The organism is Scardovia inopinata JCM 12537, from assembly GCF_001042695.1.
GTDB lineage: Bacteria > Actinomycetota > Actinomycetes > Actinomycetales > Bifidobacteriaceae > Scardovia > Scardovia inopinata.
In genome coordinates, this window is the sequence record NZ_AP012334.1 from 229,719 (window position 1) to 251,639 (window position 21,921).

General features: G+C 52.1%; 17 protein-coding genes. All 17 read left to right on the forward strand.

What is annotated here, in order from left to right; translation table 11 throughout:
- The first annotated feature begins 271 nt into the window (after positions 1-271).
- The 17 genes from rpsL to rplC all read left to right on the forward strand — a co-directional run bounded on the left by rpsL (position 272) and on the right by rplC (position 21,918).
- On the forward strand, positions 272-643 hold the full coding sequence (gene rpsL, locus SCIP_RS00875) for a 30S ribosomal protein S12 (protein WP_006288638.1): 372 nt from the start codon (positions 272-274) through the stop codon (positions 641-643).
- A 2-nt stretch (positions 644-645) separates the two neighbouring features.
- Positions 646-1,116: a 30S ribosomal protein S7 gene (rpsG, locus tag SCIP_RS00880; protein WP_006292609.1), complete on the forward strand. Its 471-nt coding sequence runs from the start codon at positions 646-648 to the stop codon at positions 1,114-1,116.
- Between the two features lie 45 nt (positions 1,117-1,161).
- The gene (gene fusA / locus SCIP_RS00885; RefSeq protein WP_006292610.1) at positions 1,162-3,294 is read left to right on the forward strand and encodes an elongation factor G; all 2,133 of its coding nucleotides are present in this window, start codon (positions 1,162-1,164) and stop codon (positions 3,292-3,294) included.
- Between the two features lie 240 nt (positions 3,295-3,534).
- Complete coding sequence (gene tuf, locus SCIP_RS00890) at positions 3,535-4,734, forward strand: elongation factor Tu (protein ID WP_006292611.1); 1,200 nt, start codon at positions 3,535-3,537, stop codon at positions 4,732-4,734.
- 314 nt (positions 4,735-5,048) lie between these two features.
- Positions 5,049-6,167: a transcription termination factor NusA gene (gene nusA, locus SCIP_RS00895; protein ID WP_006292612.1), complete on the forward strand. Its 1,119-nt coding sequence runs from the start codon at positions 5,049-5,051 to the stop codon at positions 6,165-6,167.
- Positions 6,168-6,371: 204 nt separating this feature from the next.
- Positions 6,372-9,353, forward strand: coding sequence for a translation initiation factor IF-2 (gene infB / locus SCIP_RS00900; RefSeq protein ID WP_006292613.1), 2,982 nt, complete (start codon positions 6,372-6,374; stop codon positions 9,351-9,353).
- Positions 9,353-9,919 (forward strand): 30S ribosome-binding factor RbfA, encoded by a 567-nt coding sequence (gene rbfA, locus SCIP_RS00905; protein ID WP_006292614.1) that lies wholly within the window; start codon positions 9,353-9,355, stop codon positions 9,917-9,919. The genes infB and rbfA overlap by 1 nt, the downstream gene beginning before the upstream one ends.
- Positions 9,888-10,922: a tRNA pseudouridine(55) synthase TruB gene (gene truB / locus SCIP_RS00910; RefSeq protein ID WP_040590415.1), complete on the forward strand. Its 1,035-nt coding sequence runs from the start codon at positions 9,888-9,890 to the stop codon at positions 10,920-10,922. Before rbfA ends, truB begins: the two co-directional genes overlap by 32 nt.
- A gap of 217 nt (positions 10,923-11,139) precedes the next feature.
- Positions 11,140-12,450, forward strand: coding sequence for an Mbeg1-like protein (locus SCIP_RS00915; RefSeq protein ID WP_006292616.1), 1,311 nt, complete (start codon positions 11,140-11,142; stop codon positions 12,448-12,450).
- Between the two features lie 8 nt (positions 12,451-12,458).
- Positions 12,459-13,100: an IMPACT family protein gene (locus tag SCIP_RS00920; protein ID WP_006292617.1), complete on the forward strand. Its 642-nt coding sequence runs from the start codon at positions 12,459-12,461 to the stop codon at positions 13,098-13,100.
- A 9-nt stretch (positions 13,101-13,109) separates the two neighbouring features.
- Entirely contained in the window at positions 13,110-13,829 is a 720-nt protein-coding gene (locus tag SCIP_RS00925; RefSeq protein WP_006292618.1) for a hypothetical protein, read from the forward strand.
- 49 nt (positions 13,830-13,878) lie between these two features.
- Positions 13,879-16,053, forward strand: coding sequence for a 4-alpha-glucanotransferase (malQ, locus tag SCIP_RS00930; RefSeq protein ID WP_006292619.1), 2,175 nt, complete (start codon positions 13,879-13,881; stop codon positions 16,051-16,053).
- Between the two features lie 248 nt (positions 16,054-16,301).
- The gene (rplM, locus tag SCIP_RS00935; protein WP_040590419.1) at positions 16,302-16,751 is read left to right on the forward strand and encodes a 50S ribosomal protein L13; all 450 of its coding nucleotides are present in this window, start codon (positions 16,302-16,304) and stop codon (positions 16,749-16,751) included.
- 22 nt (positions 16,752-16,773) lie between these two features.
- Positions 16,774-17,259, forward strand: coding sequence for a 30S ribosomal protein S9 (rpsI, locus tag SCIP_RS00940; protein ID WP_006292621.1), 486 nt, complete (start codon positions 16,774-16,776; stop codon positions 17,257-17,259).
- 409 nt (positions 17,260-17,668) lie between these two features.
- Positions 17,669-20,392 carry a bifunctional acetaldehyde-CoA/alcohol dehydrogenase gene (gene adhE / locus SCIP_RS00945; protein WP_006292622.1) on the forward strand — a complete coding sequence of 908 codons (2,724 nt, stop codon included), beginning with the start codon at positions 17,669-17,671 and terminating at the stop codon, positions 20,390-20,392.
- 554 nt (positions 20,393-20,946) lie between these two features.
- Entirely contained in the window at positions 20,947-21,255 is a 309-nt protein-coding gene (gene rpsJ, locus SCIP_RS00950; protein ID WP_006288664.1) for a 30S ribosomal protein S10, read from the forward strand.
- 12 nt (positions 21,256-21,267) lie between these two features.
- Positions 21,268-21,918 (forward strand): 50S ribosomal protein L3, encoded by a 651-nt coding sequence (rplC, locus tag SCIP_RS00955; protein WP_006292623.1) that lies wholly within the window; start codon positions 21,268-21,270, stop codon positions 21,916-21,918.
- Positions 21,919-21,921: the final 3 nt, after the last annotated feature.

Consider the following 21,921-nt stretch of genomic DNA (forward strand, 5'->3'; position numbering starts at 1 on the left):
CTCATAGACTATTTTTCTGTGTGTGCTCCTGGTAGACCTATGTAAAGGCCTGCTGCAGGAGGATATCCCCGAGTTCGGTGAAGCATCCAGTAATGGATACGCTGAGGATAGGGGCCATCGGGCCGGTGGACTGTGGCTTACTCATTTTCTGCAAGCCGCATGAGACTCATGAATCTGCATGAGATCTGCGGTTTTCTTTTTTTGAGCCTGCCCCAGGGCGGCGGTCGCACAAAAGGTACGAATTCGAAACGAATCAGAATCGGAGAAACAGTTGCCTACTATAGAACAGCTGGTCCGCAAAGGACGCAAGCCGAAGCCGAAGAAATCCAAGGTTTTGGCTCTAAAGGGGAGCCCGCTGCGCCGCGGTGTGTGCACCCGTGTATATACCACTACACCAAAGAAGCCAAACTCGGCTCTGCGTAAGGTCGCCCGTGTGCGCCTGAGTTCCGGTGTGGAAGTAACCGCTTATATTCCTGGCGAAGGTCACAATCTGCAGGAGCATTCTATTGTGCTGGTACGCGGAGGCCGTGTAAAGGATCTTCCTGGTGTTCGCTATCACATCGTTCGCGGTGCTCTCGATACCCAGGGCGTTAAGGACCGCAAGCAGGGCCGTTCCCTGTACGGAGCAAAGAAGGCTAAGTAAATATGTCACGCAAAGGACCCGCAAAAAAGCGTCAGCTCCTGCCAGATCCTATTTACGGTTCGACAGTTGTAGCTCAGCTCATTAACAAGATTCTTCTTGATGGTAAGAAGTCCATCGCTGAAAACATCGTCTATACTGCCCTGGAGCAGGTCAAGGAAAAGACTGACCAGGAGCCTGTAGCTGTTCTTAAGCGTGCTCTGGACAACATTCGCCCCAGCCTTGAGGTTAGGTCCCGTCGTGTAGGTGGTGCCACCTATCAGGTGCCTGTTGAGGTTAAGCCTGCCCGCGCCAATACTTTGGCCCTGCGCTGGCTGACTGACTTCTCCCGCGCTCGCCGTGAAAAGACCATGGCTGAGCGTCTGGCCAACGAAATCATGGATGCTTCCAATGGCCTTGGTGCATCTGTCAAGCGTCGTGAAGATACCCATAAGATGGCAGAAGCCAACAAGGCTTTCGCCCACTATCGCTGGTAATCCTTGAGGATTCCGGCTAATCGTTTATACGAAAGTTAGGTAAAAATGGCTGAAGCACAAGAAGTGCTTAAGGACCTCACTCATGTGCGTAACATTGGCATCATGGCTCACATTGATGCCGGCAAGACAACTACAACTGAGCGAATCCTCTATTACACCGGTGTAAATTATAAGATCGGTGAAACCCACGATGGCGCCTCCACCATGGACTGGATGGATCAGGAGAAGGAGCGCGGTATTACTATTACCTCCGCTGCTATTACCTGCTTCTGGAACCGTCAATCTCATGACACCAAGGACCGCTATCAGATCAACATCATTGATACCCCAGGACACGTAGACTTTACCGCTGAGGTAGAGCGTTCCCTCCGTGTGCTTGATGGGGCCGTAGCCGTTTTCGACGGTAAGGAAGGTGTGGAACCTCAGTCTGAGACTGTCTGGCGTCAGGCTGATAAGTACAACGTACCCCGTATTTGTTTCATCAACAAGATGGATAAGCTGGGTGCTGACTTCTACTATTCAGTAGACACCATCAAGGAAAAGCTGCAGGCAAAGCCTATTGTTATGCAGCTGCCTATTGGGGCTGAAAACACCTTCACTGGTGTTGTTGATCTGCTCCGTATGGTTGCTTACGTCTGGAAGGACACGACTGATCTTGGTGCTCATTACGACACCGTTGATATTCCTGACGATTTGAAGGAAAAGGCAGAACAGTATCATACTGAACTGGTTGAAGCTGCCGCTGAGGCTAGCGATGAACTCACGGAAAAGTACCTGGAAACAGGAGAACTGACCGATGAGGAAGTCCGCGCCGGCATTCGCCAGCTCACCATCCGTTCTGAGGCCTACCCTGTTTTCTGCGGGTCAGCTTTCAAGGACAAGGGAGTTCAGCCCATGCTGGATGGAGTTGTTGACTTCCTGCCCAGCCCAGAGGATGTTCCTGCCATCAAGGGTTATGACATTCATGATGAGTCCATTGAGATTGATCGTAAGCCTACCGCTGAGGAGCCATTCTCCGCTCTGGCTTTCAAGATTGCCGCCCATCCCTTCTACGGCAAGCTGGTATACGTCCGTGTTTACTCCGGCGTTGTTCACCCGGGGGACACTATCCTCAACGCCACCAAAGACAAGCGCGAGCGTGTGGGTAAGCTCTTCCAGATGCATTCCAACAAGGAAGAGCCGGTAGACATAGCGACCGCAGGCAACATCTATGCCTTTGTCGGACTGAAGAATGTCACCACGGGCGATACCCTGTGCGATGAAAAGCACCCGATTGCTCTGGAATCCATGAGCTTCCCCGATCCTGTTATCCAGGTTGCCGTGGAGCCCAAGACCAAGGCTGATCAGGAAAAGATGGCCCTTGCTCTGCAGCGTCTGTCGGACGAAGACCCGACCTTCCAGGTTACAACTGATGAAGAGTCCGGTCAGACCCTGATTTCCGGTATGGGCGAGCTTCAGCTGGACATTTTGGTTGATCGTATGCGGCGTGAATTCCATGTGGAATGCAACGTAGGTAATCCTCAGGTTTCCTACCGTGAAACCATCCGTAAGCCTGTTATGAATGTTGAGTACACTCATAAGAAGCAGACCGGTGGTTCCGGACAGTTCGCTAAGGTTCTCATCAATATCCTTCCTCTGGATACCTCCGAAGGCAAGAATTATGAGTTTGACAACCAGGTGACCGGTGGCCACATCAGCAAGGAATTCATTCCTTCTGTTGATGCTGGTGTACAGGAAGCCATGGAATCTGGTATTTTAGCTGGGTTCCCGGTTGTTGGCGTTCGGGTAGAACTGATTGATGGCCAGATGCATGAAGTTGATTCTTCTGAAATGGCCTTCAAGATTGCCGGTTCCATGGCCTTCAAGGAAGGTGCCCGCAAGGCCAGCCCTGTGATCCTGGAGCCTATCATGGCTGTTGAGGTTCGTACTCCTCAGGAGTATATGGGCGACGTGATTGGTGACTTGACCTCCCGTCGTGGATCCATCCAGTCCATGACCGACGCTACTGGCGTTAAGGTTGTTGATGCCAAGGTTCCGCTTTCTGAAATGTTTGGCTACATTGGCGATCTGCGGTCCCGCACCCAGGGGCGTGCTGTGTATAGCATGCAGATGGACTCTTATGCAGAGGTTCCCAAGAGTGTGTCTGACGAGATCATTAAAGCCCAGCGTGGTGAGTAGGATTTCAGAAGACTGACGTTCACCTTTTTACAGGTAATAAATAAGAGATAATAATTGAAAACACTTCGGCTTCCTTGGTCTTCCGCAGACATTAAAATAATTATGTTTGCTGGGGTCGGGGACACGAAGTGACAACTAACCCAAAAACAAGTAATATGTAGCGAGAAACCTGCCGGTTCCTAATGCCTGCGCATTGTCGGTCGGCAGGAAAACCTACGAGACGTCCAGGAGGACAAACATATGGCAAAGGCCAAGTACGAACGCACTAAGCCGCACGTTAACATCGGTACCATTGGTCACGTTGATCACGGTAAGACAACCCTTACGGCGGCTATTTCCAAGGTACTGCATGAAGAGTACCCAGATCTGAACCCAGAGTATGACTTTGATCAGATTGACTCCGCTCCTGAAGAGAAGGAACGCGGTATTACCATTAACATCGCTCACATTGAGTATCAGACTGCTAAGCGTCATTACGCTCATGTGGATGCTCCTGGCCACGCTGATTATGTGAAGAACATGATTACCGGTGCTGCTCAGATGGATGGCGCCATCCTGGTTGTAGCAGCAACCGATGGTCCTATGGCTCAGACTCGTGAACATGTTCTGCTGGCTAAGCAGGTTGGTGTTCCGAAGATTCTTGTTGCCCTGAACAAGTGCGACATGGTTGATGATGATGAGCTGATTGAGCTGGTTGAGGAAGAAGTCCGCGACCTGCTTGAAGAGAACGGCTTTGACCGCGATGCTCCTATCATCCGTACTTCCGCATACGGCGCACTGCACGATGATGCTCCTGATCATGAGAAGTGGGTTGAGAGCGTAAAGAAGCTCATGGACACTGTTGATGAGTACATTCCTACCCCTGTTCATGATCTGGATAAGCCCTTCCTCATGCCTATTGAGGATGTCTTCACCATCTCTGGTCGTGGAACCGTTGTTACCGGTCGTGTTGAGCGTGGTCGTTTGAAGGTCAATACTCCTGTGAAGATTGTTGGTCTTCGCGACACTCAGAGCACCACCGTTACCTCCATCGAAACCTTCCATAAGCAGATGGATGAGGCTGAGGCTGGAGATAACACTGGTCTGCTTCTGCGCGGTCTTGGCCGTGAAGACGTTGAGCGTGGTCAGGTTGTTGCAGCTCCTGGCACCGTAACTCCTCACACCAAGTTCGAAGGCGAAGTCTACGTTCTGACCAAGGATGAAGGTGGACGTCATACCCCATTCTTCTCCAACTATCGTCCTCAGTTCTACTTCCGCACTACCGATGTCACCGGTATCATCTCCCTGCCTGAAGGGGTAGAGATGGTTCAGCCTGGTGACCACGCAACCTTCACGGTTCAGCTCCTCCAGCCCATTGCTATGGAAGAGGGCCTGACCTTCGCTGTCCGCGAAGGTGGCCGTACCGTTGGTTCAGGTCGTGTAACCAAGATCCTCGAGTAGGATAAGCCTTTCTTTTCTGTCTGATTTTAGACTATTATTTCAGACTAGAAATGAGCCTAATGCCCGTGTCCACTAGGATGCGGGCATTATTCATTGTTTTATAGTTATTCATTATTTTTATAGACCATCCGCTTATATGCAGTCTTGATGTCATCACCTCTCTCCTGTGATTACTGACGCTGTCATATTATATTGCTAAACTTTATCGTGCGTTAAGCTGCCTGTCCTTTCTGGGGGAACAGGAAAAAGCAAGCAAGAACAAACAAACATAAGTGAAAATATAAATCAATAGATTAGTGAAAGAGGGAATCCGTATGAAGCTTGATATTGCAGGAATGCATCGTCTGGCAGCAGAACAGGGAATTGAACCTGAGCGCTTGGACGCAGCCCTGTCTGAGGCTCTGCGACTTGCCTATCTGAAAACTCCGCACGCAGCCAGGCACGCCCGCGTGGAGTTAGATGAGCGAGCAGGTTCTTTCACTGTGTGGGCTCAGAAAGAAATTCCCCAGGAGCCCACAGAAGAAGATCCTCATCCCAAGCCCGTTTTAGGGGAAGAATATGATGATACCCCGGAAGGATTCGGCCGACAGGCAGCTTATATTGCCCGTCAGGTCATCACTGCCCTCTTCCGCAAAGTAGCTGATGACAACATTTTTGGAGCTTTTGCCGGTCAGAAAGGCAAACTGATTACTGGCGTTGTTCAGCAGGATTCCAACGACAGGGGGAACCTGCACATTGCTGTTGGAGACGTAGAAGCCCTGCTTCCCCGCCGGGAACAGGTTCCAGGGGAGCGCTTCCGCCATGGTGAGCGTGTTCGTGTCTATGTAGTCAGCGTTAATAAAGGCCTCAAGGGGCCGGAGATTATCGTCTCTCGTTCTCATCCTGAATTGATCCGTCGCTTATTTGAGCGTGAAGTGCCGGAACTTGTTACCGGGGCTGTTCAAATTATGTCTATCGCCCGGGAAGCGGGGGAGAGAACCAAGATAGCCGTTCGGGCCAATGCTCAGGGAGTCAATCCCAAGGGTTCTTTGATTGGTCCCGCTGGTCAACGGGTACGGGCCGTTATGGAAAACCTGGGCAATGAAAAGATCGATATTGTGGATTGGTCTGAAGATCCAGCTAAGTTTGTTTCTGCTGCCCTGTCTCCGGCTCATGCTGTTAAGGTCAGCGTTGTCAGCGAAAGAAACAAGACAGCTGTAGCCTTGATACATGATGATCAGCTTTCCCTGGCAATTGGTAAGGAAGGGCAGAATGCCCGTCTTGCTGCCAAGCTGACAGGGTGGAAGATTGGGATTGAATCTTATGAGGCCTCTCAAAGGAAAGATGAGCAGGCTCAGGCAGCTGATTCTGCGGCTGATGCTCCTGCTGACCTGCCGGTTTCCCCGGCTCCTGATGCTCCTGCTGATAAAACTGATGATTCTAAGGACAAGTAGAGCAGCCAGAGACAGAATCCTCTCTGTCCCTGGGCGAAAGTCTGCTGATTTCTCTTCTAAGGGATGCTGTAAAGTAAACTGACGTAAGGCAAACAGCCGGAAAGTCATGGTAAAGAATATGGTCGCACGATGAGACGGAAACTTACAAGCCGTATCATATAATGCCGCCGCAAACGTGCGCGCGGCCATAGATAGGAGATATGAGTGCCTAAAGCACGCGTGTACGATTTGGCCAAAGAACTTGGCGTAAGCAGTAAAGACGTTTTGAATAAGCTCAAAGATATGGGCGAGTTCGTCAAGTCTGCCTCATCCACAGTGGAAGCACCTGTGGTTCGGAAAATAAAGAATGCTTTTGCAAAGACCGATTCAGCGGTCAAGAAATCTGATCAGGGCAAGAAACAGGCGACTGGACCTCGTCAAGCTCACCAGGAAGGGGCTGCTGGCAGCGGCATGACTAATAGTCAGGCTGCTAGTCATGCCGGGGAGCAGGGGCAGGCCCAGAGGCAGAAGACAAACCAGCCTCATGCTCAGGGTCATCATGCCGATGGTCCCAATCCCCGTACAGCCACTATGAGGGCAGCGATGTCCTCGGTGAATCCCTCCGCCCAGGCCACTGTCAATAAGGCTGAGGAAGATTCACATTCTCACAGACATCAGGGGGGGTCAACCCGGTCTGGCCAGCAAAGGCCAGGTAAGGGGAATCAGGACCGGCATACACTTTCTCAGGGTCAGCAGAACCATCGTCAGACAGCATCAGGGATTGAAGGCGGCTCTCAGCCTCAGCATGTGAACCCGCCGCATCCCCATAAGCCCGGCACTCCCCGCCCGGGGAATAATCCTTTTATGAGCAAGCAACGGATGGGTACGCCTACCCCTGGAGATATTCCCCGTCCTCACCCCATGAACCGTCCTGGTGCCAGGAACCGGGCGGGAGCCGAAGGCGGCAGAGGGGGACGTGGTCGTGGCGGCCGCGGAGGCCAGGGATTCGCGTCCAATCAGCTGAGTGGACGCAGCGGAAACCGTTCCGGCAAGGGCGGTCGCCCTGGACAGGGTCAGGGACAAGGCCAGGGGCCGCGTCCAGGACGGAACAGTCATTCTTCCGGGCAGGAAGCCCTGTCCCGCTGGAGCAGGCAGGCAGGCGGGAACGGAGCTGAGGGCGGTAGGCCCGGTCGTTTCGGAGCTGCAGCCCCTGGAAACGGACCGGGAGCAGGTGCTCCTTCACGCCCGGCCGGTGGACGTGGTCGTGGTGGCCGCGGAGGCACAGCCGGTGCTTTTGGCCGTCAGGGAGGTAAATCTTCTAAGGCTCGTAAGGCAGCACGCCAGCGTCAGCGCCAGGAATACGAGGATATGAAGGCGCCAGTTATTGGCGGTGTCCGGATTCCTTCCGGTAATGGGCAGGTCGTCCGCCTCCAGCAGGGGGCTACCCTGTCAGATCTGGCAGACAAGATTAACGTTCCTACTGCCTCCCTGGTAACAGTTCTTTTCCACCTGGGAGAAATGGCTACGGCTACCCAGTCTCTTGATGAATCGACCTTCCAGATTTTAGGCGATGAAATCGGCTGGAAGATTCAGATCGTTTCTGCTGAAGAGGAAGATAAGGCCCTGCTTCAACAGTTTGATATTGATCTTGATCAGGAAGATAGTGATGAAGATCTAACTGCCCGTCCTCCGGTAGTAACGGTGATGGGACATGTAGATCATGGTAAGACCCGGCTTTTGGACACCATTCGGCAGACCAATGTATCCAGCCATGAAGCCGGTGGCATTACCCAGCGTATTGGTGCCTACCAGATTCATGTCAAACTCAATGACATGGACCGGCCTATAACCTTCCTCGATACCCCAGGACATGAGGCCTTCACGGCCATGCGCGCCCGCGGTGCTGAGCTGACAGATGTGGCAATTCTGGTAGTGGCTGCTGACGACGGCGTTATGCCTCAGACAGTGGAAGCTATCAACCATGCCCAGGCAGCTCATGTGCCCATTGTGGTTGCTGTCAATAAAATTGATGTGGAGGGGGCTAATCCGGAGAAAGTCCGGGGCCAGCTGACTGAGTATGGTCTGGTTCCTGAAGAATACGGCGGAGATACCATGTTTGTGGATATTTCAGCCAAGCAGGGGACCAATATTGACAAACTTCTGGAAGCCGTTCTTCTGACTGCTGATGCAACCTTGGACCTGAGGGCCAATCCTCATGCTCCTGCCCGTGGAGCTACTGTGGAAGCCCGGCTTGATAAGGGCCGCGGTGCTGTGGCTACGGTCCTGGTTCAGCAGGGAACGCTTCACATTGGTGATGCTATTGTGGCGGGAACTTCCTATGGCCGTGTTCGTGCCATGCTGGATGAAAATGGGCAGAACCTTGAAGCTGCTCCTCCGTCAACTCCTGTTGCCGTGCTTGGTTTGACTTCGGTTCCCTCTGCCGGCGATCTTTTCCTGGTTGCTCCTGACGACCGTTCAGCCCGCCAGATTGCGGAAAAGCGGGAGGCAGCAGAGCGTGCCGCCCAGCTGGCCCGCCGTCATAAGAGGGTTTCCCTGGAGAATCTCAAGGAGCAGTTTGCCAAGTCTGAGATTGATATGCTGAATGTGATCATCAAGGGCGATTCCTCCGGTTCTGTGGAAGCTTTGGAAGATTCTCTGATGAAGATTGATGTTTCCGATGAAGTTGGTATTCAGGTAATCCACCGGGGTGTGGGTGCCATTACCCAGAATGATGTCAATTTGGCAACAGTTGACAAGGCTGTGATCATTGGTTTCAACGTCAGACCCAGCCGTCAGGTTTCCGACCTGGCAGAGCGCGAGGGGGTGGAAGTCCGCTACTACTCAGTCATCTATCAGGCGATTGAAGAGATTGAAGCCTCCCTGAAGGGTATGCTCAAGCCTGAGTTTGAGGAAGTCGTCACTTCCCACAGCGAGATTCGTGAAATCTTCCGTTCCTCCAAGCTGGGCAATATTGCCGGCGTTATGGTCCAAGACGGCACGGTCAAAAGAGGTACCAAAGCCCGGATTATGCGCAACGGTATTGTTACTGTCAACGATCTGGAGATTACCTCCCTGCGGCGCTTTAAGGACGATGTCCAGGAAGTGGCCGAAGGTTATGAGGCCGGTATCAATCTGGGCACCTTCAACGACATTGAGGTGGGAGATATTATTGAAACCTTCGAAATGCAGGAGGTTAAGCGTCAATAATGGCCAGAACGAATCCCCGCTCCGCCAGAATTGCCGGCGTTATTCAGAGAGTGGTTGCCACGGCTGTGGCAACCGACCTTCACGATCCCCGGCTCAAGAGCGTGACTATCACGGAAGTGAGGGTCACCAATGATATGCAGATTGCCCGAATTTACTGGACCCAGCTGGGGGATGAAGGTCGTGCTCAAGGGGAGCGTAAGCGGGCAGCTGCTGCCCTGAAACAGGCGAGTGGCCATCTCAGGACCCTGGTGGGCCGGTCTACCGGACTGAGACTGACGCCGCAGCTGGAATTTATTTTTGATCAGGTGCCTGCCCAGGCTACTGAAGTAGAAGATGTTTTAGCGGTGGCCAGGAAGAGGGACAAGGAACTGGAGAAATTACGACAAGCAGCGCATTATGCCGGCGATCCTGATCCCTATAAGCACGATGATGATCAGCATAGTCAGCGCGGTAATGATAAGTACGGTGCTGATAAGTACGGTGCTGACCCTGCTGACAGGGACTCTTCCTCCAGCTACTCTGATTCTGATAATGATGCCAACAGCGCCACTCAGGCTGAAAAATAAGTCCGGCATTCTCCTGGTCGATAAACCCCAGGGGGTCACCAGCCACGATGTGGTTGCAGCAGCCCGGTCTTTGCTGGGCACCAGGCATGTTGGTCATGCCGGCACCCTGGATCCTATGGCAACAGGGCTTTTAATCCTGGGGTATGGGAAGGCAACTCGTCTGCTCAGCCTTATTACCAGAGCTGATAAGACCTATCAGACAGTCATCCGTTTGGGACAGGCAACCACTACCGATGATGCAGAAGGAAGCGTCGTCTCCCAGGGTCCTGTTTCCTCCTTGACTGATCGGATAATCCAGGAAGCCAGCTCGCGCCTGACCGGCACCATTGATCAGGTTCCCAGCTCCTACTCTGCCATTAAGGTCAGGGGACAGAGGGCGTACGATCTTGCCCGACAGGGGAGGGAAGTTCAGCTCGCGTCCCGCAAGGTTACCATCAGCGACTTTACCATACATGACATCAGGCCCGGTCAGACTGACTCTGTTCCTGCCTGGCCTGTGATTGATGTGGCTGCTACTATCACCTGCTCATCAGGAACCTATATTCGTGCCCTGGGCCGTGATCTGGGGAAAATCCTTGGCTGCGGTGCCCATCTGACTATGCTGAGACGGACCAGGATTGGCAAATTCAGCCTGGATCAGGGGGCTTTAACGGCTTCCACGACCGTTCGAACTTTTACCAGGAGGACGGGGGAGAAAGTCTGTAGGCCAAGGGTTGTTTTTGACCCCTGTCTGCCGGATGGTCCCTATTTTTACAGTCCTGCCCAGGCAGCTGCCCTGACCCTGCCCTGGATTACGCTGTCTGCTGATCAGGTGGAGGCTGTCCGGCATGGAAGAATTCTTCCCCTGCCTGTGACGGGCCTAACCGCTGCTCTCGCAGCCTATGATCCAGCCCATGATTCGTCTCGTGATTCCTCCCATGATCTTAGGTTGGTTGCTTTATTGGAACCCTGGCAGGGCAACCAGGCCAAACCTAGGACCGTTTTTATGGAACCCGAAGGCTAAAGGCCAGGAAGCCCCAGAAACCTAAACCCCCTAGCAAGCTAGCAAGCCCCTGGGGGCCCTGCAACAGGCAGGGAGTTTTTTCTTCAGAGGTGTGCAGCTTAATGCCCCTCGGTGCCCTATGATGGGGGTAGAATGAGAAAGCCGCATACCGGCGGCGAAGATTTTAAGAACATTATGCAGACCTCGAGAAAATTATTTGAGAAATTTTAGGAGGGCCATGGCTGATATTATTTCTTACGCGCAGACCATGTTCGATACATTCGATCAGCGGCCCTTTAATCGTGTGGACTCTCTTCTTTTTTCCTACCTGGCGTATGTTCACTACCACGGTCCCCTTTCTACTCTCGATCTGCCTGAGTTTACCGGCAAGGCCTCGTCTGCCCCTGCTCAGGATCCTTCTGATTCTCCCGCCCCCGACAAGGCCAATCCTGGCAGTTTCTTCAGGCGGATTCGGCAGAAGCTGCCCTGGCACAAGGCTGATCCTGGCCAGCAGAAGGAGCAGATCCCGGATGACTCAGAAAATTTTCTCGATCTTCGTCAGATTATGCTGGCTGAAAATTTTCCTGCTATGTTCGGTGATGAGACAGAGGGAAATAATTACCGCCGGGCTCTGGAAGCCATTTGCCAGTCGCCCAGGTATCGGGGAATCCAAATAGGGTATTATCTGCAGAATCAAACTGAGGCGCATAACGAAGAGCAGCAGTTTGGGGCAGTCACCTTTCTTCTGCCTGACGGAACCGAGTACCTGTCTTTCAGAGGGACGGAAGCCAGTCTTGTGGGATGGAAGGAAGATTTTGAGATGACCTATCACAAGGTTATACCGTCTCAAAACGAAGCCTTGGCTTATCTGACTGCAGTAGCGGGGAAGTCCGGCCGTCCTCTTCGCCTGGGAGGACATTCCAAGGGCGGAAATATGGCTGTGTATGCCGCAGCTAATGCTTCGCAGGCCATCCAGGCCAGGATTCTTGGTGTGTATTCCCATGACGGTCCTGGCTTTTGGCCTGATTTCTACCAGCAACCAGGTTGGCAGGCAATCAAGGACAAGGAGGACAAGACCTGCCCTGAATTCAGCTTAATTGGGCAGCTCCTCTACCCGGAACCAGACTATAGTCTTGTTGCCTGCAGTGTGTCTGGTATTAATCAGCATTACTGTCTCAACTGGCTGGTTGAGGAGGGAGATTTTAAACCGGGAAGCCGGATCGATTCCAAAGCTCAGGCCATGGCAGACTCTATCCGTACCTGGACTAAAGGAATACCTGTGGATAAACGGCAGAGCATAGTCAATCATGTATACGCTGCCCTGCGAGCCAGCGGGTATGACAACATTAATGAGCTGACCGGGAATTTTTCTCAGGCCTGGCCCAAGATCCGAGATGCGATTAAAAAAACAGACCCAGATGAAAGAAGCATGATTTATACAGCAGTCAAAGATTTGATGGGAGTTTTGCTACCGTCCATGATCGGGACCCTGATCCCTTCCTTTACCGGATCTGGCAAGACCGACAGCAACAAAACCCAGACCGCCTGATGTTAACCATGGTGAACCAGGCTTCAGATCCGAGCCTGCAGGAGTACGAAGAAAAAAAGTCAGTTTTTATAGGGGCTGCCGCTCATTGCGACAGTCTGGATCAGGCGGCTGATTTTTTGGAAAGCATGAGGCAGGCTCATCCGAAGGCCCGGCACCATGCCTTTGCCGCTGTTGCCGGAACCAGCCCCAGCAACTTATCTGAAAGAATGAGTGATGACGGGGAGCCGGCCGGAACAGCTGGCCGTCCTATTCTCAACCTGCTCAGGCACAGGGAAATCAGTCAGACTGTGGTGGTAGTCAGCCGATACTTTGGCGGAATTCTTCTGGGAACCGGGGGCTTGACCAGGGCTTATTCGGCTGCTGCATCCCTGGCTCTTGAAGCAGGCAGACTGGCAGAGATTGTTCCTGCTGTTGATTATTCCCTGACTCTTGCATACCGGGACTATCAACCCCTGATTAATCTGGTAAAAACCTGCAGGGGAGAGGTCAGATCTGAGTCCTTTACCGATAAGGTCAGTCTGATTGTCGTTGTCCCTGACCCTCCTGACGGCCAGTCCTCCTTCATTCAGCTCTGTAACAGTGCCTTTCCTCATACTGTTCTGCCCCGCCGTCTGGGCGACAGCAGCCTGACCGTCCCCTTGAAGCAATAATCTAGCGGTATGGATCAGAATAAGACGGACACTGCAACCGAAGATATACAAAAAGCACAGACAGGGAAAGCACAGACAGGGATGGAACATACAGATTCCCGGCTAGGGGCAAAGAAATCCGAAGAAGAGACGCAGGCTCAGGAACCGCTTACTGCTACCTACGAACGTCTCCGTCATTCGAAGGACAGGAAAATGCTCAGCAGCCAGGCACGCCGTCCTCTTCCCGACCGGTCAGACGGAGCTGCTTTTTCTCGGGCTACGGCTTTGCTGGAGGCGGTGGCAGGCAATGTGAGTACACCGGTAGAAGACAGAATTTTCCTTGCGACTACTATGCCTTTCCCCAATATTTTGGTTAAATTATCTACTGATCCGGACCCAGCTGTCAGGGCGGCAGTAGCTTCCAACACTAATGCCAAGGATTGGCTGGTAGGGCGGCTGACAAAAGATGACCAGGCCCAGGTGAGGGATGCGGCCCTCATGAATCCCCGGGCTTCCTGGAAGATGAGGCTGGAGGGGGCCCAGGATCCGCGGACAGGCAGCCAGGTTTTGGATTATCTGGGAACTTTGGGCACTGGCCAGGATGCAGGCAAAGACCTGATTCTATCTGCCATGGTTCGCCGGGCTGCGGCCTTGAATCCTCATGCCTCAGCAGCTCTCCTGGCTGATTTGGCTCAGGATCCGGTTGATGATGTGCGTCATGCTGCCGAAAGTGCTAGGACAGGAAAATAATTTATTAGACCATGCGCATGTCGCCTTCTTATTGGGATATTCTTGAATTATGACAACGAAGAGAAATACCAAAAAAAAAGTGAAAATGAAGGAAAGTAGCGAGCGAAGCAGCCGCACACTTATCCAGTTAGCCCATGCCTATGGTGTTGCAACGGCGTATACCGGGCAAACGGGTGAATTTAATGAAATTAGTGATCAGGTCCTGATCGAGGTGCTTAAAGCCCTGAATGTGGATGCCTCCACTGAAGCAAAGGCAGCGAAAGCCTTACGCAGTAAGCTGGATGATGATCAGAGGCGTCTGGTGAAGCCCACTGTCCTTCATGTGGCCGGAATGGACAGCAAGGTCCCCCTCCATGTCAGTCCCCAGAACACGATGGCAGTTACCATCAGGTTGGAAGACGGCAGTCTTTACCAGGATGGAGCCAAGCTTGATCTGAGCACCGAGGAGGAGCCAAACACCGTTTATGCTGTGATCCCGTCTGACCTTCCTCTGGGATATCACAGCCTGATTGTTTCAGTTGACGGCCATGATACGGTTGCTCACCTGATCAGTGTTCCTGAGAAAATCGATCTGATTGATCCTCTCAAGGATGGCAGTCTGTGGGGCTGGATGGCTCAGCTTTACTCGGTCAGATCAGAAGACTCCTGGGGAGTGGGAGACTTCGACGATTTGAAAAATATGCTAGTTGATGCCAAGAAGAAGACAGGAGCAGACTTCATTCTGATCAACCCTGTTCACGCGGCTGAACCCATTTCTCCCCTGACTCCTTCTCCCTACCTGCCTATTTCCCGCAGATTTATTAACTTTACTTATACCCGTCCGGAGGATATTGCAGAATATCAATCCCTCACACAGGCAGATAAGGCGGCTGTGGAGAATCTGCATGATCAGGCCAAAATCCTGAATGAGAATCCTAACCGGATTGACCGCGATGCCATGTGGGATAAAAAGCGTCAGGCCCTGTGGACTATTTTCCAGGCAGAGCGTTCTGCTGGGCGTCAAAAGGAGTTTGAGGATTATTGCTCCCGGGAAGGCGAAGATTTGGAAGCGTATGCCACCTGGTGTCTTGCTTATGACAAATGGGGGGCTCCAACCTCCAGTCCCGACTGCTGGGAAAAGACTTTGAACAAAGATTCAGCCGAGGTCAAGAATCTTCGTGCCCAGAATTCTCAGAGCTTGGAATTCTACAAGTGGATGGAGTGGATTGCAACCAGCCAGCTGGCCGTTGCCCAGAAGGCGGCCCAGCAGGCAGGGATGAAGATTGGCATTATGAGCGACATGGCTGTGGGTGTGCACCCTCAGGGGGCTGAAGTCTGGTGGAATCCGGAGCGCTTTGCCAGCGGTGCGACCGTCGGTGCCCCTCCTGACATGTTCAACCAGCAGGGGCAGGACTGGAGCCAGCCTCCGCTGAATCCGGTTAACCTGGAAGAGACAGGCTATGCCACCTATCGCACGATGGTGGCTGGCATCTTTGCCAAGGCCGGAGCTGTTCGTATTGATCATATTCTAGGTCTTTTCCGCCTCTGGTGGATTCCTGAAGGCAGGACAGCAGATCAGGGAACCTATGTGCAGTATGATTCTTCCATCATGCTGGGCATTCTGGCCCTGGAAGCCAGTCGAGTAGGGGGGACGGTTGTAGGCGAAGATTTAGGTGTTGTCCCCGATTATGTGGCCGACTCCCTCAAGAGTCATGGGCTCATGGGATGCGTAATTGAGTGGTATCAGCAGTACGACGGCGAATTCGTTCCTCCCAAACAGTGGAGGCAGATGGCTCTCGCCAGTGTAACTACTCATGATATGCCTCCCACCGCAGGATATTTGAATTATGAGCATGTGAAGATCCGGGAAAATTTGGGGCTGTTGACCGTTCCTGCCAAACAGTTCCGGGCCAGTGCCGAATACGAGCATAAGCAGCTTCTGTCCATGCTGGTGGACAACGGGTATCTGGATAAGGCCTTCACAAAGAATGAGAAGGTGCATGAGCAGGAGATCGTTGAAGCCATGCACCGGGCCCTGCTGGATTCTCCCTCCAAGCTGAAAGCAGCTGCCTTGGTAGATGCTGTAGGGGAGAGGCGGGCGCAGAATCAGCCGGGAACCAATAATGAATATCCCAATTGGCGGATTCCTCTGGCCGACGACAAGGGCCATGCGGTCTACCTGGAGGATCTGTTTGATCTTCCCCGAGCTCGTTCTCTTGTGGCGGTCATGAATGGAGAAAAGTAATCTGCTTCTTTATGTCAGGCTGCTGTCTGTCTGCCTGATTACTGGTCATTGAGGCGTCGGTTTGATTCTGTCGACTTGATGGGTTAGTATTGTCGATTGTTGTGTTCCCTTCGGGGTCCTTCAAAGCGCTTCCCACTCGCATAAGGACTTTCAGGGAGCCCACAAGTATATGGCAGGCTAGCAGTATCCTTTGTTTTCAAAGGTTTCTGTAGCAGGCACTGGAACACAATAAAAGAAAAGGTCATATTGTGAAAACATTTTCACCAAAGCCACAGGACCTGAGCCACGAATGGTATCTTGTTGATGCAACCGATGTGGTTCTGGGTCGCCTGTCCGTAGCAGTTGCAAATCTTCTGCGCGGGAAAAACAAGCCGTCTTTCGCACCTCATGCGGATTCGGGCAACTATGTGATTGTTATTAACGCAGAGAAGATTTCTCTCAGCGGCAATAAGCTGGAGAAGAATCTCTACCATCACTCTGGTTACCCTTCCGGTCTGCGTGCTGATTCTTACGCACAGCTTTTGGAATCCAATCCTGAGCGCATCATTACGACTGCCGTTAAGGGCATGATGCCAAAGAACAAGCTCAGCCGTACTCAGCTGACCCGTCTGCGTGTCTATCGTGGACCCGAGCACCCCCATACACCCAATAAGCCAGTAGCCTATGAGATCGAACAGGTCTCTCAGCAGGCTAAGTAGGAACCGAAAGGAGAATCAACTCATGGCTGATAACGAAAACTCCGCGGTTACCGAAACCGAGGAAACCACTGTATTTACCTCTGAAACCAATCAGGGTGCAGGAACTGGTACCTCTGCCATTGCCCCCGGCTATGGCACTGGCCGCCGCAAGGAAGCAGTCGCCCGCGTGCGTCTGATTCCTGGTACCGGTGAATGGACTATCAATGGGCGCAAGCTGGAGGAGTACTTCCCCAGCCGCCTGCAGCAGCGTGAAGTGAACTCGCCTATTGTGCTTTTGAAGCTGGAAGGCAAGTTTGACGTGAAGGTGCGGGTAGAAGGTGGCGGTGTCACTGGCCAGGCTGGAGCAGTCCGTTTGGGCGTGGCTCGTGCTTTGAACGCCATCGATCGCGATTCTAATCGTGCTGCTTTGAAGAAGGCTGGCTTCCTGACCCGCGATGCCCGTGTGGTGGAGCGCAAGAAGGCTGGTTTGCACAAGGCTCGCAAGGCTTCGCAGTACTCGAAGCGTTAAGCTTTCATTAACTTCATGAGCCCCGGTCAACAGATCCGGGCAGATGCAAGAATGGTTCTTCAGACTCTGCGTCTGAAGAACCATTCTTTATTTTTAACTACAAACAATGACTGCCAAATAGCAAGTGCCAACTACCATCAACTAATATCAAATAACATCAAATAATAGAGAAAGAGCAGGGTCTTTACAAAGATCTGGAAGAAACGCAGTCCCCAAGCTGACAGATATTCCTGTGACAGATAACCCCTAGCAAATATCCCCAGTATAGATAGTCCTGGTGCGAGGAGGGGATGTCAACACGATCAGGGAAAATTATCGAGGATATGTGATGTAATTCACATGTTGCATATTTCCCTTCTCAAAAGAATTATGCTGGCAGACTTTTAAAGTCGGTGAAACTTGTTTTTCAATGATGCGAAGGAAGGAAACAGTGACTCAAACACAAAAAGCTGTGGCGAGCGAAGCACAAAAAGAAGTCGATGACTTGGTTGCCAAGGCGCTGGTAGCGCTGGATGAATATGCTGATTTTGACCAAAAAAAGATTGACTATATTGTAGGAAAAGCTTCTATCGAAGCTCTCAGCGCCCATCTGACCCTGGCGAAAATGGCTGTGGAGGAGACCGGACGCGGTCTGATAGAAGACAAGGCTACCAAGAATATTTTTGCCTGTGAACATGTGACTCATCACATGATGAACCAGAGAACAGTAGGCATTATCAGCGAGAGTGATGTTGACGGCATTACCGAAGTTGCTGAACCTGTAGGCGTGGTTGCAGGAGTAACCCCTGTCACCAATCCTACCTCGACAGTCATCTTCAAATCCCTGATTGCTCTGAAAACACGCTGCCCTATTATTTTTGGCTTCCATCCCTACGCCCAGCAGTGCTCCAAAGAGGCTGCGCGGATTGTTCGTGATGCCGCCATTGCGGCTGGTGCTCCACAGAATTGCATTCAGTGGATTGAACATCCTTCCATCGAGGCGACTGGAGCCTTGATGAAGCACCCCGGCGTGGCCACCATCCTGGCAACAGGCGGTCCGGGAATGGTTCATGCTGCCTACACCTCAGGCAAGCCCGCCCTGGGAGTGGGAGCCGGCAATGCCCCTGCCTATGTAGATAAAGATGTGGATGTTGTGCGGGCTGTCAATGATCTGATCCTGTCCAAGCATTTTGATTATGGTATGATCTGCGCAACAGAGCAGGGAATCATTGCTCACCAAGATATTTATTCTGCCCTGGTGACAGAGATGAAGCGCCGTAAGGCCTACTTTGTCAATGCAGAAGAAAAGGCCAGGCTGGAACAGTACATGTTTGGGGTAACTTCTTACCCAGGCAAGGACGCTCCTGAGCCCAAACTCAATTCCGTAGTCCCAGGCAAATCCCCTCAGTGGATTGCTCACCAGGCGGGATTCAGTGTGCCTGACGATACTACTATCATCGTTGCTGAGTGCGCAGAAGTGGGTACTCAGGAACCTCTGACTCTGGAAAAGCTCAGTTCTGTTCATGCCCTGCTCAAGGCAAAGGACAAGGATCAGGCCTTTGATATGTGCGAGCAGATGCTTCAATTCGGTATGGGTCATACAGCGGCCATCCACACCAACAATAAGGAACTGGTTGATGAGTACGGATTGAGAATGCCCGCCTGCCGCATCATCTGGAACTCACCGGCATCCTTGGGAGGCATTGGCGATATTTATAATGCCATTGCTCCCTCTCTCACCTTGGGATGCGGATCTTACGGTGGTAACTCCGTGTCCGGCAATGTACAGGCCGTCAACCTTATCAACATTAAGCGCATTGCACGGAGGAACAATAACATGCAGTGGTTCAAGGTCCCGCCTAAGACATATTTCGAGCCTAATGCCATCCGTTACCTGCGTGATATGGTGGGCGTCAACCGGGTGTGCTTTGTCTGCGACAAGACCATCCTGCAGCTGGGCATTATTGATAAGGCTATTCATCAGTTGCAGATGAGGTTGAATAAGGTGGAGTGGCGCATCATCGATTATGTAGAATCGGAGCCTTCGGTTCAGACAGTGGAACGTGGTGCCGCCATGATGAGGGAAGATTTCCATCCCGATACCATCATTGCCATTGGTGGTGGTTCTCCCATGGATGCGGCCAAGATTATGTGGCTGCTTTATGAGCATCCGGAAATTGAATTCAAGGATATTCGTGAGAAGTTCTTCGATATTCGCAAGCGGGCTTTCCGCCTGCCTGAGCTGGGGCACAAGGCCAAGCTGGTCTGCATTCCCACTACTTCAGGAACAGGCTCCGAAGTCACTCCCTATGCTGTAATCACCGATAAGGAAACAGGCTTTAAGTATCCAATCACCGATTATTCTCTGACTCCTTCTGTGGCTGTGGTAGATCCGGTCCTGTCCCGGACTCAGCCCCGCAGGGTTGCTTCTGATTCTGGCCTCGATGCCATGACTCACTGCCTGGAGGCCTTTGTCTCCTGCTATGCCAATGATTTCACCGATGCTATGGCTCTGCACGGAATGAAGCTGCTCTGGGACAATCTGGATGAAGCTGTTCTCAAGGGAACAGAAGCTCCCGATGCCCAAGAACATGTTCATAATGCCGCTACTATGGCTGGTATGGCTTTTGGTTCTGCCTTCCTGGGTATGTGCCACTCCATGGCTCATACTATTGGGGCTGTCTGCCATATTTCTCATGGCCGGACTAACTCCATTCTCCTGCCCTATGTGGTTCGCTACAATGGATCCATCCCTGATGAACCTACCTCCTGGCCTAAGTACAATAAGTACATAGCTCCCGAACGGTACCAGCAGATTGCCAGGTATCTGGGCATTAAAGCAGATACTCCAGAAGAAGGAGTAGAAAATCTGGCTGCTGCCCTGGAAGATTACAGGGACAATAAGTTGGGAATGGATCATGACTTCAAGGCTTGCGGCGTCGACGAAGATTTCTTCTGGGATGAACTGGACCGTATTGGCATGAGGGCTTACGAGGATCAATGCACCCCCGCAAATCCCCGCATCCCCCTGATTGAGGACATGAAAGATATTGCCATCGGAGCCTACTACGGCGTTTCCCAGGCTGAAGGCCACAGGATTCGTCAGGAGCGGGAAGGGGGCGCCAAGAAGGGCAAGTCAGATAAGCAGAAATAATTCTGTGCAAAGACACCTGATACTGATCTCAGATGCGAATCTGATGTACTGACATATGTAGGTACCTATCATACATATCAGTCATACATATCAGGCCGGGATTGAGAGCAAACAGACAACCTGTCTGCATCCGATCCCGGCCTGCATGTATCTTGCGGCCTGCATGTATCTTTTCTGTATCTTCCTGTAGCTTTCCTGTGCGAATCTTGCGGTCCGTATGGAACCTGACTGGTCTTTCGGTAACCTAATCTCCTGGTAATTTAATCTCCTGGTAACCGGTAAGGGATGGATGAGTAAGGGGATGGCCTGAGGAGGGAAGGGAATAATCTGAGGCGAAAACACGCTCAGGAACTTTGGGCAGGGTTTATGTTTTAATAGACAAGTTGCCTGTTTGAGGCTCGTTTAAATTTGAATTATGAAAAGCGAGCGCAGATGCAATCATAAATTGTAAGCTGCGCACTGGTGTGGTCCCTACCCATGCACGCTGTGCAGGGGATTGCTCGGTGCTCCTGGCAGGTTGGTAATGTAACGAATCGCAGAAAGGGCGGACGGCAATGGCGGGACAGAAAATCCGCATCAGGCTAAAGTCCTATGACCATGAGGTCATTGACCAGTCGGCAAAGAAAATTGTCGAGACGGTCACGAACGCGGGCGCAACAGTTGTGGGCCCGGTTCCTCTTCCTACAGAGAAGAACGTTTTCGTAGTAATTCGTTCTCCTCATAAGTATAAGGATTCTCGCGAGCACTTCGAGATGCGCACGCATAAGCGTCTGATTGATATTGTGGATCCAACTCCTAAGGCAGTTGATTCCCTGATGCGTCTTGATCTGCCTGCAGATGTCAATATTGAGATCAAGCTGTAGGGGGGGGAGAAAATGTCATCGAATCACAATCGTAAGGCACTCGTGGGCAAAAAGCTCGGAATGTCACAGGTCTGGGACGACAATGGTTTCTTCGTTCCTGTCACCCTGGTGGACGTCTCTACTAATATCATCACCGCAGTCAAAACAGATGAGACTGACGGCTACAAGGCTGTTCAGCTCGGGTATGGCGCTATCGATCCTACTAAGGTAACCAAGCCGCTGGCTGGTCACTTTGCTAAGGCCGGCGTTACTCCCCGTCGTCATCTGGTTGAGGTTCGCACAGAAGATGCAGACAGCTTTGAGCCTGGTCAGGAACTTCCGGTAGACACTTTCGCTGATGGACAGCGGGTCGATGTTACCGGAACCACCAAGGGCAAGGGTTTTGCCGGAACTATTAAGCGGTGGGGTTTCAAATCCTACCGTCGTACTCACGGTTCTCACAAGAATGAGCGCCGTCCTGGTTCTGTAGGAGCATGTGCAACCCCCAGCCGTATTCTCAAGGGCAAGCGGATGGCTGGACGTATGGGCAACAACACTCACACCACTCAGGGTCTGACTGTTGTCTCTTCCAATGTTGACAGCGGCATTTTGGCTATTAAGGGAGCTGTTCCTGGGCCAAAGGGTGCTATCGTTCTCGTCCGTTCTGCAGTGAAGGGAGAGTAAGCC

Coding starts and splice junctions, on each gene's coding strand:
- adhE (WP_006292622.1), top strand. CDS start 17,669: ATGATGCGAAGGAAGGAAACAGTGACTCAAACACAAAAAGCTGTGGCG.
- rplC (WP_006292623.1), top strand. CDS start 21,268: ATGTCATCGAATCACAATCGTAAGGCACTCGTGGGCAAAAAGCTCGGA.
- tuf (WP_006292611.1), top strand. CDS start 3,535: ATGGCAAAGGCCAAGTACGAACGCACTAAGCCGCACGTTAACATCGGT.
- SCIP_RS00920 (WP_006292617.1), top strand. CDS start 12,459: ATGGTGAACCAGGCTTCAGATCCGAGCCTGCAGGAGTACGAAGAAAAA.
- rpsG (WP_006292609.1), top strand. CDS start 646: ATGTCACGCAAAGGACCCGCAAAAAAGCGTCAGCTCCTGCCAGATCCT.
- rpsJ (WP_006288664.1), top strand. CDS start 20,947: ATGGCGGGACAGAAAATCCGCATCAGGCTAAAGTCCTATGACCATGAG.
- truB (WP_040590415.1), top strand. CDS start 9,888: ATGCCAACAGCGCCACTCAGGCTGAAAAATAAGTCCGGCATTCTCCTG.
- SCIP_RS00915 (WP_006292616.1), top strand. CDS start 11,140: ATGGCTGATATTATTTCTTACGCGCAGACCATGTTCGATACATTCGAT.
- fusA (WP_006292610.1), top strand. CDS start 1,162: ATGGCTGAAGCACAAGAAGTGCTTAAGGACCTCACTCATGTGCGTAAC.
- malQ (WP_006292619.1), top strand. CDS start 13,879: ATGACAACGAAGAGAAATACCAAAAAAAAAGTGAAAATGAAGGAAAGT.
- rpsI (WP_006292621.1), top strand. CDS start 16,774: ATGGCTGATAACGAAAACTCCGCGGTTACCGAAACCGAGGAAACCACT.
- nusA (WP_006292612.1), top strand. CDS start 5,049: ATGAAGCTTGATATTGCAGGAATGCATCGTCTGGCAGCAGAACAGGGA.
- SCIP_RS00925 (WP_006292618.1), top strand. CDS start 13,110: ATGGATCAGAATAAGACGGACACTGCAACCGAAGATATACAAAAAGCA.
- rbfA (WP_006292614.1), top strand. CDS start 9,353: ATGGCCAGAACGAATCCCCGCTCCGCCAGAATTGCCGGCGTTATTCAG.